We start from the raw sequence: 13687 nt of genomic DNA on the forward strand, positions 1-13687 counted from the left end.
GTCTACACACGGTACTCGAACCCCGCAGATCTTTCGCCCACAACTTGTTCTAGTTCAGGTAGAGTTATAGGCGTAAGGAGGGCCCATGCTCATCAGAATCGACGAGGCCAGCGAGCGCGCCATCTATGCGCAGATCGCGGACTCTGTTCGGGCCGACATCGCGAGCGGCAAGCTGCGCCAGGGCGCGACGCTGCCCGCGGCGAAGCGACTCGGCGAGGCACTCGACATCAACGTGCACACGGTGCTGCGCGCGTACCAGCAGCTCCGCGACGAGCGGCTCATCGACCTCAGGCGCGGCAGGGGAGCGGTGGTCACCGCGCTCGCAGGCACGCTCGTCGAGCTCTCCGGCGAGGTGCGGGCGCTCGTCGATCGGGCCAACAGTCTCGGCGTGAGCCAGGAGACGGTGGCCGCGATGGTTGCTCACCTCGGCCCCGCCGGGCCCCCGCCCGCGGGCAACGAACCTATCCCACTCAGAGCTATCCAGGAGGAAGCTGCCGCATGAGCGACAACACCCCCATCCCACTCCGGCCCGAGGGGCAGACGGAACGCCCAGAGCGCCCTGCGAGCGCGGAATTTGCCGAGAAGCAGCCGGCCGCCGAGCACCGCGAGCGCCCAGCACACCCAGAGCTGCCGCGCGCGAAGACCGCCGCGCGCATCGTCGGCCTCTACATCCCGCTCGGGCTCGTCGTCGTCGAGGTCATCGTGTTCCTCGCCTGGCTGCCCAGGCTCCCCGACGAGATCGCGGTGCACTGGAGCGGCGCGGGCGTGGCTGACGGCTTCGCGAGTCCGATCCTCACGATCGTGATGTTCCCGCTCGTGGGTCTTTTGATGGCATCGCTGTTCTTCGTGACGAAGGCCGCCGATCTGCAGGCGAAGCTCTCACCCAGTCGCGGCGGCGATGTATGGGGCCCGATGAACCGCTTCCTGCCCGCGGTCGTGCTCTGCGCGGCGGTCTCGATCTTCACCCTCGGGATCTACACGACCTGGCTGCAGCTCGACCTCGCCGACGGCCGCGACCTTGCCCCGAACCTGTGGGCAATGGTTGTGCCCTGGCCGGTCGGCATCGCGGCGGGCGTGCTCGGGTACTTCGCGCAGCCGAAGCTGCGGGTGAGCGCTGAGGTCGACGCGGACGCGGGCACGCCGCTCGAGATTGCGGCGACTGAGCGCGTGGCCTGGCTCGGCTCGATCGGCGTGACGAAACCGTATCTCTGGACGATGATCACGGCGCTCGTCGTGGGGGCAGCCGGCTTTATCTTCGTGCTCTCGCTGCGGTCGAGCAGCCCGGTACTGGTGGCGTGCATGGGCGCGGCATTCGGGCTGGTGCTCGTGCTCTCGGTGCTCAGCCTGCGCTTCAATGTGCGAATCGATGAGCGCGGCTTCGAGGCCCGCTCCTTCGTTGGCTGGCCGGTGCTTCGTGCGGCGGCAGACAACGTCGCAGACGTGTCGGTCGGCGAGATCAACCCGCTAGCCGAGTTCGGCGGTTGGGGCCTGCGGGTGACGGTCGACGGCCGGGTCGGCATCGTGATGCGCACGGGTGAGGGACTGAGGATCGAGCGCCGAAAGGGCCGCGACCTCGTCGTCACCCTCGACGACGCTGAATCGGCGGCGGCCGCCCTCGCGACCGCGGCGAAGCTCGCGCAGACGGCCTCGCCGCAGCAGGCGTCGGGCTCGGCTGCGGGAGGCAACGCATGAGCGCCGACCAGCGGCTGCCGCGCGCCAGGCGCGCCGCCCTCAGCGTTGGCACGCTGCTCCCCGCGCTCCTCATCCTCGTGTCGGCAGCCGTGCAGATCGCGTGGCTGCCCCGCATGCCCAGTCCTGCCGCGGTTCACTGGGGTATCTCCGGAGCACCCGACGGATTCGGCTCACCGTGGCAGAACCTTGCGGTGCTCACGCTCAGTAACGCCGTTCTCCTGCTGCTGCCGCTGCTCGAGCGGTTCCAGAGCCGCCGTGCGGCCGCCGCCCAAGGCAAGCCCACCTGGGCGGGCAACAGCCGGCTCATTCCCGCGTTTGTGGTCGGGCTCACCGTCTCGCTGCAAACCCAGGCGCTGGGGAGCACGTGGGTGCAGCTTGACGCTCTTGACGCGCGCGAGACTGGCTCGACGCTGTGGTTCCTCATCGGTGGCTTCGCCGCGGGCATCATCGTTGGGGTGCTCGCCTTCCTGGCGCAGCCAAAGCTTCAGCTCAATCCAGAGGCCGGCGAGCCACCAGCCGAGCCGCTTCCGCTGGGCGGTGCAGAGCGGGCTGCCTGGGTGGGCGATATCCAGCCGTCGCCGGCGGTCGCCTGGGTTGTCGGCGTCACGATCGTGCTGCTCGCTGCGCTCTCGGTGTGGATGTTCACCGTTGACCCGGTCGGCGGGTGGATCACCCTCGGCACACTCGTGTTCTCTGCGGGGCTGCTGGTGACGTGCCTGTGGTTTCGGGTGCGGATCGGGCCACAAGGCTTCGAGGCCCGATCAATCGCGGGCTGGCCCGTGTTCCGTGTCCCCGCGGCAGAGGTCGCGAACGTGGTGACCGCAAACATCAATCCGCTGGGCGAATTCGGCGGCTGGGGGCTCAGGTTCTCGGGGAACCGCACCGGTATCGTGCCGCGCGGTGGGGAGGGCCTGGTGATTACCCGCCGCGATGGCCGAGTGCTCGTGGTGACGATGCCCGACGCCGAGACCGCGGCGACCGTGCTCACAGCTGCCGCCCACGCCGCGACCACTGCCACCGACGTCGAAGGAGACATGCAATGACCGCTGAACAGATTCCCGAAAACCCTAACCAGCAGCCCACGCGAGTGCCGTGGGGAGCCGTTGCGCTGTTCGTGGGGATCGCGCTCGGGCTGGCCTGGCTCGTCGCCCTGCCAATGTGGGGACTCGTCGCGAGTAACTCGGCCTCCCTCTCAATCGGGCAGCAGCTGCTCGCGCAGCTCACCCCGATCGCTGTCATGTTCACACCCGCGGTCGCGATGCTCGTGGTCGTGTTTCTCGCGAGGACGCCGCGCACGGGGCGCGCCCGTTTCCTGGGTCTCTGGCCGCTCCGGCCCGCGAAGCGCGTCGTCTGGTTCATCGTGCTCGGGGCGCTCGCGCCAATACTGCTCGTCGCGGCATCGCTTGCGGTCGCGACCCTGTTCGGCTGGTTTACGCCCGACCTCGCGAACCTCTCTGGCTTCGCGGCGGTGCTCGCGTCATCGGGGGCACCCGCCGAGAGCGCGAAGGCGGTGGCGCTCACGCAGCTCGTGATGTTGCCGCTTGCCGGTCTCATCAACATCCTCCCCGCGTTCGGCGAGGAGGTCGGCTGGCGCGGGTGGCTGCTGCCGGCGCTGCGCCCGCTCGGCACGTGGCCAGCGCTGCTCATCAGTGGAGTGATCTGGGGCATCTGGCATGCGCCGCTCACTCTGCTCGGCCACAACTTTGGGTTGTTTGACTGGCGCGGCGTCGCCCTCATGACGGTGGGGAGCGTGAGCTGGGGGATCCTCTTCGGCTGGCTGCGCCTGCGCAGTGGCTCGGTGTGGCCCGCGGTGATCGCGCACGGGGCGCTCAACGGCGCCGCGGGCATCTTCGTGCTGTTCGGCATGGCTGGTGCGCCGCTGCCGCTCGCGCTCGTGAACCCGCTCGGGGTATCTGGCTGGATTGTCGCCGCTATTGTCATCGCGGTGCTGGTGTTGACGGGGCAGTTCAGCCGGCAGCCGGAGCTCGCCGCGCGCCGGCGCTAGCCCCGGCGCCCCCACTCCCGCGGGCAGCAACGCTGAACTGCCATTACTTCAGCGAGGTCATGATTCTTGTACTGCAAATCACTCCTGACTTCGCTGAGGTCATGTCTTATGAGCGATGCCGGATGCCGGATGCCGGATGCCGCTACACCCTCGGTTGTGAAGAACCCAGTAAGGCCCAATAAACAGTTCAGCCCCGACGGCTTCGTCGGGGCTGAACTGTTTACGGAACGTGGACGGTGAGTTAGTTGCTCTCTGAAGCCTGGAACCAAACGGGGAGCAGGTGCGGAAGGTTCTCGAAGAAGCGCTCGCGCGACATGTCGCCCTCGAGGATCCACACGCGAATCGCGCCGGTTGCGCCGTTCGCGAGGAACGCGGCGGCGACGTCGAGGTCGACGTCGGGGATAGCGGGCTTCCGCTTGCGGCGCTTGGTCAGGTAGGTCTCTGCGACGCCGGTGAGGAAGCGCGACAGCATGATGGGGATCGTCCCGTCGACGGGATCGCCGAATGCGATCGTGTACAGGTCGCGACGCGCCTCAAGGTGGTCGAGCGCCGCGTAGATGTAGTGGGTGAACGGGTCGAGGCCGTTGCTGGGCGGCGCGGCCTCGCACGCGGCGGCGAGCTCGGTGTGCAGCGCGTCTGCGAGCGCCTCCGCGGGCGTCGTGTAGTGCTTGTAAAAGGTGACCCGGTTAATGCCGGCCTTTTCTGCGAGCTCGGATACGGTGATGTCGCCCACGGGTTTTTGTGTAGCAAGGTCAGTGATGGCTCCGTGGAGAGCGGCACGGGTCCGCAGGCTGCGCGCGTCAGTCATGGCTTTAGCCTACCCGTGATCCATGGAGGATACGCTACAAAGGAAAACTTTTCTGTTGTCGTAAACCTGGTGTTTGTGACAAAGAGACCCTTCACGACTGTCGGGCTACAGCCCCGCTGATGTTGTGAAGCCCAAGACTGTGTGGCCGACAGATGCTTACCCGCACGACAGCGTGTCGCCAGCCCGCGTTTACCTTCGCCGCGTACCGTGTGCTGTACCGGGCACCGTGCCCGGTTGAGGAGGCCGCAGCCACCCTCGAAAGCTACGGCCGACTCGTTTCGCCGGGGCCGCCCCGGCAGAACGAAGGAGCCGCCGTGGCACATATCCGAGAAATCCTCCAGCAGCCGGCGATCGGTCTGAGCGATCCGCTCACACAGGCCGAACGCACCTACGTGCTCGACACGTCAGTGCTGCTGAGCGATCCGTCCGCGATCTTCAGGTTCGCGGAGCACAGCATTGTGCTTCCCGTTGTTGTCGTCACCGAGCTCGAGAAGAAACGGCACGATCCAGAGCTCGGGTACTTCGCTAGGCGGGCGCTCCGGCTGCTCGACGGTCTGCGTGAGCGGCACGAGCGGCTCGACTTCCCGGTGCCCGTGGGCGAGGGCGGAACGCTCCGCGTGGAGCTCAACCACTCGAGCTCCGACGTGCTGCCGAGCGGGATGCGGCTTGGGGATAACGACACCCGAATTCTCGCGGTCGCGCAGAGCCTCGCGCTTGAGGGGCTCCAGGTGACGGTGATCTCGAAGGATCTCCCGATGCGCGTGAAGGCCGCAGCCCTCGGGCTCGGGGCGGAGGAGTACCGCAACGACCAAACCGGCGACGACAGCTACCTTGGCACCGCGACGATCGAACTCAGCGATGCCGAGATGGATGCGCTCTGGGAGGCCGAGCGGCTGGACGAGGTTGAGCCGGTGCGGGAGCTCACCCCCGGCACGGGCCTCATCATCAGTGCGCCGGGCGGTGGATCGGCGCTCGGGCGGGTCGACGGCGACGCCTCACTCAGGCTCATTCGCGGCGACCGCGAGGTCTTCGGTGTCCACGGGCGCAGTGCCGAGCAGCGGCTCGCGATCGACCTGCTGCTCGACCCCGATGTCGGGATCGTGTCGCTCGGCGGCAAGGCCGGCACAGGGAAGTCGGCGCTCGCGCTCGCTGCGGGGCTCGAGGCCGTGCTCGAGCGGCAGCAGCACCGCAAGGTGATGGTGTTCCGGCCGATGTACGCGGTCGGCGGGCAGGAGCTGGGCTACCTCCCCGGTGACCAGAACGACAAGATGAACCCGTGGGGGCAGGCCGTGTTCGACACGCTCGGTTCGATCGTGTCGCAGAACGTGCTCGATGAGGTCGTCGCGCGGGATCTTGTCGAGGTGCTGCCGCTCACCCACATTCGGGGGCGCTCGCTGCACGACGCCTTCGTGATCGTCGACGAGGCGCAGTCGCTCGAGCGCAATGTGCTGCTGACGATGCTCAGCCGCATCGGGCAGCGCTCGCGTGTTGTGCTCACTCACGATGTGGGCCAGCGCGACAACCTCCGCGTGGGGAGGCACGACGGGATCGCCGCGGTTATCGAGAAGCTCAAGGGTCACTCGCTCTTCGGGCATGTCACCCTCACCCGGAGTGAGCGCAGCGACATCGCGGCGCTCGTCACTCAGCTGCTCGACGCGTAGCCGGTGAGGCGCTGAGGCGGGGTGCCAGCCGGGCTTCCCGCCTCAGCCCTGTGCCCCGTGCCCCCGCCTCTGCGAGCGGCCTCCGGCTGCGTGCGTGGCCTCTGGCTGCTCTGCGCAATTGAGGGTGTGGACCTCCGCGAAGAAGAGCGCTCAACAGCCATGACCTCAGCGAGGTCATGGTGTTTTTGCGGTAAATCACGCCCGACTTCGCTGAAGTCATGGGTTGTGAGCGACTCCAGCTGGGTGTGCCGTCTCCTTGGGTAGGTGGTGGCCGTAGGGAGACGGGGCTTCGCCGCGGTCCATTGCTGCGGGGGATACCGCCCAGAGCAATCGGGTGCCGCGGGCGCTTCGCGCCCTTGCGGCGCAAGGCAGGTGGGCGCGGGCCGTGTGCCTATCGCAGCTCCCAGGTGCGTTCGTTGCGTCAGGTGGTTCTGGCCTCTCAGCGAGTAGGGAAAAGCCGCACTCGGTGCGACTCCACGCCGATATGCCGCTGCGCCTTGAATTGTGAAGAGCCCCTCTGGTTCTGTGCGTGGCCTTCGGCTTAGCCGCCGGCTTTCCTCTCCGCCCCGATTAATTCAGACCGACACTTGCGAGGCGCGAAAAGGGTCGGAATGGATTAAACGGGGGTGGTGGGATTCATGGGGCGGCGAGGCTGCAGAGTGCTGGGCTAGCGCAGGACTGGGCTAGCGCGGGTCGGTGCTACGAGATGGTGCCGGCCCGCTCGGCGTGATCCCAGTGCTCGGTCGCCGCGAGGTTCGCGGCGGCGCTCGCGCCAGCGGCGGCGGGGTCCCGGCGGCGGATCGCCTCGAGTACCTCCTCGTGCCCACGGGGGTCGTCGCGGCGGAAGCCGTCGCGGGTGATGGCGTCATGCACCGAATCCTGCAGCCGCGGCAGCAGTGCCGTGTAGACCTCGAACAGGATTGGGTTGTGGGCTGCCCGCGCGATCTCCTCGTGCACGGCGGAGTCTGCGGCCGCCCAGCGCTCGGCGGGAACCGTTGCTCGGTGCTCGAGTGCAGCCTCGATCCGGGCGATGTCTGAGTCGTCGGCGCGCTCGGCGGCGAGCCGCGCGAGCTGCGGTTCGATCGCTGCGCGCGCCTCGAGCACGTCGGCGATCGAGCCCCCGGAGCGGGCGAGCGCTCCCGGAACCTCGCTGCGAGCACTCACGAAGGTGCCGTCGCCGCGCCGGATGTCGAGCATGCCGCTGTACTGGAGCGCGCGAAGCGCCTCGCGCAGGGTGCCGCGGGCGACACCGAGGCTCGCGATGAGTTCGGGCTCTGCCGGAATGCGGTCGCCCACCTTCCAGCGGCCCTCGACGATTTCTGTGCGCAATCGCTCGACGACCTGATCGCTGAGGGAAGACTGGCGTACCGGATCAAGGCTCATGTGTGCAATGATAGTACGGCCCAAAGGTTAGACGTTTGATGTTTGGATGAATATGTTCTCCCGTTCCCCCCAGAGCCCGCCGCTGCGGCGGCCCGCCCTCATGATCCTCGCCCTGATCCTCGTCGCCCTGAACCTGCGACTCGCGATCACGAGCGCCGCATCGCTCCTCACCATGCTCACCGACGCTGGCGCGCTCAACTCGCTCACCGTCGTGATCATCCCCGCGATCCCGACCGCAATATTCGCGCTCGCTGGCGTGAGTACCGCGCGCGTCGCTTCCCGTCTCGGGGTTGAGCGCACGGTCGCGATCGGCATGGCGCTGCTCACCGTTGGGCTCCTCGTTCGCGTGTTCCCCGACCCGTGGATCGTGGTGCTCGGCACCGTCGTCGCAACTGGCGGGCTCGCTGTCGTCAATATCCTGCTGCCCGCCGTCGTGCGCGCGCACTTTGGCCGCAACATCGGCACGGTGACGACCATCTACACGACGGCGATGTCGCTGGGCGCTGCAACGGCCGCCGCCGCCGCAGTGCCCGTCGCGGTCGCGCTCGGGAGCCCAACCCTCGGGCTTGCTGCCTGGGCGATCCCCGCGCTCATCGGGCTCGCCGCCTGGCTGGTCTGGATGCCGCTGCAGAAGCCCGCGCTGATGGCCGTTGATGCTGGCCATGTCGCTGCTGCCGTCTCTGATGGAGCCGAGGATGATGGTGGGTCCGCGATGCGCCGCGAACCCTACCCCGCGGGAACCTGGCTGCTCGCCGGGTTCTTCGCGATCCAGGCCCTGCTGAGCTACGTGCTCATGGGCTGGCTTCCGAGCATCGCCACCGACGCCGGCCTCTCAGCTGAGCGCGCGGGCCTGCTGCTCGGCATCGCGATGGCCGTCGGCGTTCCAGCGACGGCGGTGATCGTCCCCTTGACGCGCGGGCCCAAACGGATGCGCGCGGGCTTCATCATCGTTGGGGCCGCGAGCCTCACCGGCATGCTCGGGTTTTTGTTCGCCCCGGTCGCGCTGCCGGAAGTCTGGGCCGTCTTCCTCGGCCTCGGCATGTGCGCCTTTCCACTCGCGCTCGCCCTCATCGCAGGCCTGGGGCGCGACGCGGCAGAGTCCGCGCGGGTGTCGACCGCCGTGCAATCGATCGGCTACACGGTCGCGACGCTCGGCCCGCTCGGGGCTGGGGCCCTGCGGCAGCTCACCGGAGGGTGGACGCTCGTGCTCGTGCTGCTGATGGCGGGCGCGCTTGCTCAGGTCACCGTGGGGCTGCTGCTCACGCGCGTGGTGGGCCCCCGGCGCACCGTTGTCGGGGAGACTGGCACGGTGCCCGTGCAGCCGGGCGGTGCGTCCGCCGAATAACTGATGCCGGTGGGGGAATGCAATGAGCGGGTGCGCGGCAAAGGGCCGCGCACCCGCTCATGCAGTGTGCGATGTTAGCTGTTGTCGCTGTTCGCGTCAGCCACCGTCGCGGTTGCCGTCGCGCGGCGACGCCAGAGCAGCGTCGCGAAGCCCGCGAAGAGCAGGGCCGCAGCACCGATGCCGAGCGGGAGGAACGTCGACCCACCGGTCGCGGCGATTGGATCGCCCTTCTGGCCGCCTCCGGTTCCCACGGGAGTGGGCTTCCCGTCTTCGCCGGGCTTGCCGTTCTCGCCGGGCTTGCCGTCTTCGCCGGGCTTGCCGTCTACTCCGGGCTTACCGTCCTCGCCGGGCTTGCCGTCTTCGCCCGGCTTGCCGTCACCGTCACCGGGTATCTCTGCGTCAGCCGTCGCCACGCTGATCGGGGTGGACAGCGTCTTCCCATTCGGCAGCACGACTACGAGGGAGTGATCCTCACCCGGCACGGTATCCGCAGGGATCGTCACGGTCGTTGCGAAGGCGCGATCCGCCCCCACCTCGACCTCGCCAAGCGAGACGGGATCCGAATGCAGCTCGATCTTCAGCTTGGAGCCCGCTGCGAAACCGCTGCCCGTGACCTCGACCTTGTCACCCTGCTTCACCGCGGTGGCTCCGAGCTCGATCGCGGGGCCAGCGGGTGCTGAGACACCCGACTCGGTGACCCACTTCTCGCCCGACGCATACTTCGTGACCGTGAACTCGTCGTACAGCTCACCGACGTTCGGCACCGGCTGCGCGGCGTAGACGGGGCGCTCCCCGCTCGCGTCGGCAAGCTTGAAGCTCTTTGCGCCGTCGCGCGTCTCGGCGACGTAGGAGCGGTATACAAGCTGATCCTCCGTCACATCGATGACCTGGTACGTCGTGACGCGCTCGCCGCGCAACACCTGGGTCGCGCCGTTATTTGTCCAGACGTTCTTCTCCTCGGATTCGAGGTTGTAGTGCTTCGCGCCCGAGTTCGACACCGCGTACACGGGGCCGACGGTCTGGCCGACCGTATCGGTCGTGTCAGCGTTGTTGTAGCCGCGGCCGTAGGTGTGATCGTGGCCCATGAGCACGAGGTCGATGTTGTTCTCCTCGAAGACGGGCACCCAGTGCTTGCGCAGCACGGCCTCGTTGCGGCCAGCCGACGTCGAGTAGACCGGCTGGTGGAACGTGACGACGTTCCACTTTGACGGGCTGTTCTTCAGCACGTAGTCGAGCCAGGCTGCCTGATACTCAGTCCAGAGCTCTGAAACCTTGGCGCTCGGGCATGCATCGCCCGAGCAAGCCGGGAGGTTCGTAGGCTTCAGGAAGCCCGCGTCGCGGGTCGCGTTCAGGGTGATGAAGCGCACGCCCTGGTAATCGGTGTAGTAGACGGTCTCTGCCGCGAACTCAGCCCAGTGCTCGAAGTATGCGGCGTACTGCTTCGCCACCTCGGTGTCGCCCTGAGCGAGCTGCGCCAGTTCGCCGATCGTCTCGGTCGCGGGCTGGTTGAGCGGGTACTCGAAGTGCGCCTTCCACGAGGCGAGCAGGTTGTCGCCGTAGTACTCGTGGTTGCCGGGAGCGGCCATGACGTTCGTGCTCGTTGCCGAACGCTCCATGCCCTTGAACCAGTTCAGCCACTGAGTGTCGTTGCTCGAGGTGTCGATGAGATCGCCCGCGTGCACGGAGCCAATCGAACGCGGAGCGCGCTCCTCTGCCTGCTTCACGACCGACGGCCAGGTGGTGTCGAGGCCGATCTGGGCGTCGCCGTAGTAGACGAACTGGAAGTCGGTGGCTCCCGGCGTCTCGGTGGTGAATTCGAACCACTCACTCCAGTTCTCGGGCATGCCGACCCGGTACCGATACGTCGTACCCGGGGCGAGCTCGCCGACCGTCGCCGAGAAGTGCTGCTTCGTGTTGCCGTTGACCTGGCCTACGGACTTCGCGTCGAGCACGCGAGTCTCTCCGCCCGCAGCGAGACCGATCTCCACGTGGCCGCTCTCATGCGATTCGTCGCCCGCGAGCCAGGAGAACGACTGCGACACCGACGGGGTCTCAGTCGGGGTGAGGATCACGCGAGTAGGAGCAGCGATAACCTGGCCGGGCTCGTCCGTGCCGCTCTTCCCGGTGAGCTGCAGCTTCGTCATATCGAAGTAGGCGTCGGAAGAGTTATTGCGATCCTGGTAGAGCGCGACGGCGATCGTGTTCTCGCCGTCCTGGAGCAGCGCGGGATCGATCTTGAAGTCGCTCACCACCGGGTCGCTCTTGCCCGCGCCCGCATACTGCAGGTTTGTGGGGAGTGAATCGTCAACGCGCTCGTCGAAGAACCCGGCGACCTTTGTGCCGTTGACATACACGCGAATGGCGTCGTCGTGAATGGCCGATGCCTCGACTCCGGTCACCTCGGCGGCGACGCCCTCGGCGAGATCCACCGTGGTGCGGAAGAAGTAGGTCGGGACGACGTTCGTGGAATCGCCGTCGATGTGGTGGGCGAGCTTCGTTACCGGTGTGTACGGTCCGACAGCGGCCAGCTTGTCTCGTTTCACGCCGAAGCCCGTTGGTTCCGCCTTCCAAGCGGAGTCATCGAAAGCAGGGGTGGTCCAAACATTTCGGTCGGCCGCGCCCGCTGCTGGGTCGACGTTCGTGTCGAGGTACTTCCACTTGGAGCCGGTCACGAGGAGCGAATCCGTGGGAACAGCTGGGGCCTCGGCGGGCGCTGCCGCGGGTGTGGGAGGCGCAGGGATGTCGATCGTGGTGGCGGTTGCTGGGCTGGCCGTGGGAAGGGCCAATCCGCTTCCGACGAGGGCAGCAAGTGCGAGGGCGGTAGAACCGCGCCGCAGCCGCGTAACGCGGGCTGGGTTCGTCATTTCGTTCCTTTGAGAGTCGAATGCGTCTGGTGCTGAGCCGCTGTTGGCGGCTCACACCATCTCATCGGATACGGGTTGCGCGAGGGCCTCCCTCGGGTTACGGGGGTGTCCCCGGGAGGTGTCTTCAGATGACCACAGATGGCCAGTCGGTGTCGGCTCGGCGCGTTTGGGTGAACCGCGGCCCAAGTGTGAGAGAGTGCACGGCACGGCGGTGCTGCACAGCAGCCGTTCTGTGGTGCTGTACCGCCACCGCCCTGTGGTGCTGCACAGCCACCGCCCTGCGGTGTCAGCCGGTGGGGAAGCCGTCGCTGCGGCGCTGACTCTCGTCGGGGCTGTCGAGATCCTCATCGTCGTCCTCGTCGTACTCACCCAGATCGGGGAGGACGATCACGCCGGTCTGCAAAGCCTCGTCGATGACCGCCTCGACCTGGCGTTGGCGGCGCAGTTGCACACGGCTGAGCGCGCGCTGCTCCGGGAGGCTCCACCCGAAGCGCACCGCCAGGAGCCTGAGCAGCGTCGTCACGACGACGCAGGCGATCCCCGCAATGAGTACGGGCACATCGAACGCGAGCAGCCCGAGCAGCACGACGATCCCGCCCATCGAGGCGACCGCGTAGAACGACCCGACGTGCATGAGCGCGATAGGAATATTGAGAATAAGGTCGCGCACCACACCGCCGCCGACGGCCGAGACCGTGCCGATGAAGAGCGCCGGAACGACCGGGAGCCCGAGCGAGAGCGCCTTCGTCGCGCCGATCGCCCCAAACATGCCGATGCTCACCGCGTCGAGGAGCGACACCACGGGGTCGACCTTGCGAAAGAGCCGGGGCACGAGCATGCCGACGAAGGCCGCGAGCGTCGCGGTGATGAGATACCAGTTGATCGAGAACGCTGCCGGGGTGGTGCTCAGCAGAATGTCGCGGAGGAAACCGCCGCCGATGCCCGAAGCGATGCCGAGGATCGCGACGCCGAGCAGGTCAAGCCGCTTGAACCCGGCGGCGAACAGCGCCCCCTGGAGACTTCCGACGGCGACTGCGGTGAGTTCCGCCCACAGGGGCAGCGAGAATGTTTCGTCGAGCACACGACTATTCTCCCGTATACCGAGCGTCGCTCGGGTTCGGCTGGGCCCGCTCAGGTCATGCGTCTGAGTCGGTGGCGCGCTGGCGCGTGCGATCCGCCCCGCTCCTGAGCTCCCCGGCATACCCCGTGAGTGACCGATGGTACTTCGGAAGGAACGGGACGAGCGCCTCAATTGCGGTGGCCAGTGCGTCGCTCTCCCGGCCCGCCGAATGCAGTGCGAGGGCGAGGAACGCGTCGGGCGCGGCACCCAGCTCAGCGCAACGCTCTGTCTTCTCCAATACCGAGATTGCCTCGTCAATGCGTCCAAGATTGCGAAGCGTGGAGGCGTACTGAATATCGAGTGCGGCCCGAGGCTCGCCAGAAAGGCCGAGCGCGATGGCGCGCTCGTAGAGGGCAGCAGCCTCGGCCTCGTTTCCCGCCGAATCGTTCGCACCACCAAGCTCGAAGGGGCCACGCGGATCGCTCTCCGGAAGCTCATCCACGAGCTGTGTCATGCGGTCGAGTACATCGGCCTCGCTGGCGTCTGCATCAGCCCAGACGGCGTCCACCCGCGCCTGCCAGGTGTGTTCCACAGCTTCGTCGCTTCTCGGCGTCTCCATGCGACTACTGTACCGAGCGCGTGCCCAACGCCGCGGCCCCTGCCCGCCCGAGCCCTGCCTGTCCTGCCCCTGCCCGCGCCCCGACCCGGGTGCTGAAAAGACATGCTTTCAGCGAGGTCATGCTTGATCGGCCACGGAACAGGCATGACCTCGCTGAAGGGATGTCTTGTGAGCGTCGGGGAGGTAGGCAAGGGGGAAGGGCGGCCTGGCAGGGGCAGGGGCAGGGGCCGGGGCAGGGAAGGGAAGGGAA

The 13687-nt window shown here is 67.4% G+C and carries 11 protein-coding genes; 6 read left to right on the forward strand and 5 right to left on the reverse strand.

Translation table 11 applies throughout. The annotated features are described in order from the left end of the window. Positions 1 to 85: 85 nt before the first annotated feature. Genes ACI1US_RS12735 through ACI1US_RS12750 form a run of 4 tightly spaced genes read left to right on the forward strand, consistent with a single transcriptional unit; the run spans position 86 to position 3697 of the window. Entirely contained in the window at positions 86 to 502 is a 417-nt protein-coding gene (locus ACI1US_RS12735; RefSeq protein WP_461640807.1) for a GntR family transcriptional regulator, read from the forward strand. Further along, a complete protein-coding gene (locus tag ACI1US_RS12740) occupies positions 499 to 1692 on the forward strand; it encodes a DUF1648 domain-containing protein (RefSeq protein ID WP_461640808.1) in 1194 nt (397 codons plus the stop codon). The genes ACI1US_RS12735 and ACI1US_RS12740 overlap by 4 nt, the downstream gene beginning before the upstream one ends. Next, complete coding sequence (locus ACI1US_RS12745; protein WP_461640809.1) at positions 1689 to 2735, forward strand: DUF1648 domain-containing protein; 1047 nt, start codon at positions 1689 to 1691, stop codon at positions 2733 to 2735. The genes ACI1US_RS12740 and ACI1US_RS12745 overlap by 4 nt, the downstream gene beginning before the upstream one ends. After that, the gene (locus ACI1US_RS12750) at positions 2732 to 3697 is read left to right on the forward strand and encodes a lysostaphin resistance A-like protein (RefSeq protein WP_461640810.1); all 966 of its coding nucleotides are present in this window, start codon (positions 2732 to 2734) and stop codon (positions 3695 to 3697) included. Before ACI1US_RS12745 ends, ACI1US_RS12750 begins: the two co-directional genes overlap by 4 nt. 241 nt (positions 3698 to 3938) lie before the next feature. Here ACI1US_RS12750 and ACI1US_RS12755 read toward each other — a convergent pair whose 3' ends face one another. After that, complete coding sequence (locus ACI1US_RS12755; RefSeq protein WP_416550262.1) at positions 3939 to 4505, reverse strand: TetR/AcrR family transcriptional regulator; 567 nt, start codon at positions 4503 to 4505, stop codon at positions 3939 to 3941. Positions 4506 to 4828: 323 nt separating this feature from the next. On the opposite strand from ACI1US_RS12755, the gene ACI1US_RS12760 reads away from it, so the two are divergent. Further along, positions 4829 to 6166, forward strand: a complete 1338-nt coding sequence (locus ACI1US_RS12760) for a PhoH family protein (protein WP_416550263.1) — start codon at positions 4829 to 4831, stop codon at positions 6164 to 6166. Between the two features lie 699 nt (positions 6167 to 6865). Here the strand turns inward: ACI1US_RS12760 and ACI1US_RS12765 are convergent. Further along, positions 6866 to 7549, reverse strand: coding sequence for a FadR/GntR family transcriptional regulator (locus tag ACI1US_RS12765; RefSeq protein ID WP_461640811.1), 684 nt, complete (start codon positions 7547 to 7549; stop codon positions 6866 to 6868). A gap of 46 nt (positions 7550 to 7595) precedes the next feature. Here ACI1US_RS12765 and ACI1US_RS12770 point away from each other — a divergent pair, with 46 nt between their 5' ends. Continuing rightward, positions 7596 to 8894, forward strand: coding sequence for an MFS transporter (locus ACI1US_RS12770; RefSeq protein WP_461640812.1), 1299 nt, complete (start codon positions 7596 to 7598; stop codon positions 8892 to 8894). A gap of 74 nt (positions 8895 to 8968) precedes the next feature. On the opposite strand, the gene ACI1US_RS12775 is transcribed toward ACI1US_RS12770, so the two are convergent. The 3 genes from ACI1US_RS12775 to ACI1US_RS12785 form a co-directional block, all read right to left on the reverse strand. Then, the gene (locus ACI1US_RS12775) at positions 8969 to 11758 is read right to left on the reverse strand and encodes a purple acid phosphatase family protein (RefSeq protein WP_461640813.1); all 2790 of its coding nucleotides are present in this window, start codon (positions 11756 to 11758) and stop codon (positions 8969 to 8971) included. A 286-nt stretch (positions 11759 to 12044) separates the two neighbouring features. Next, positions 12045 to 12839, reverse strand: coding sequence for a trimeric intracellular cation channel family protein (locus ACI1US_RS12780; protein ID WP_461640814.1), 795 nt, complete (start codon positions 12837 to 12839; stop codon positions 12045 to 12047). A 55-nt stretch (positions 12840 to 12894) separates the two neighbouring features. Further along, positions 12895 to 13437, reverse strand: a complete 543-nt coding sequence (locus ACI1US_RS12785; RefSeq protein WP_461640815.1) for a tetratricopeptide repeat protein — start codon at positions 13435 to 13437, stop codon at positions 12895 to 12897. Positions 13438 to 13687: the final 250 nt, after the last annotated feature.

The sequence above is a fragment of the Leucobacter sp. BZR 635 genome (assembly GCF_048061935.2).
In the GTDB taxonomy this organism is placed as follows: domain Bacteria; phylum Actinomycetota; class Actinomycetes; order Actinomycetales; family Microbacteriaceae; genus Leucobacter.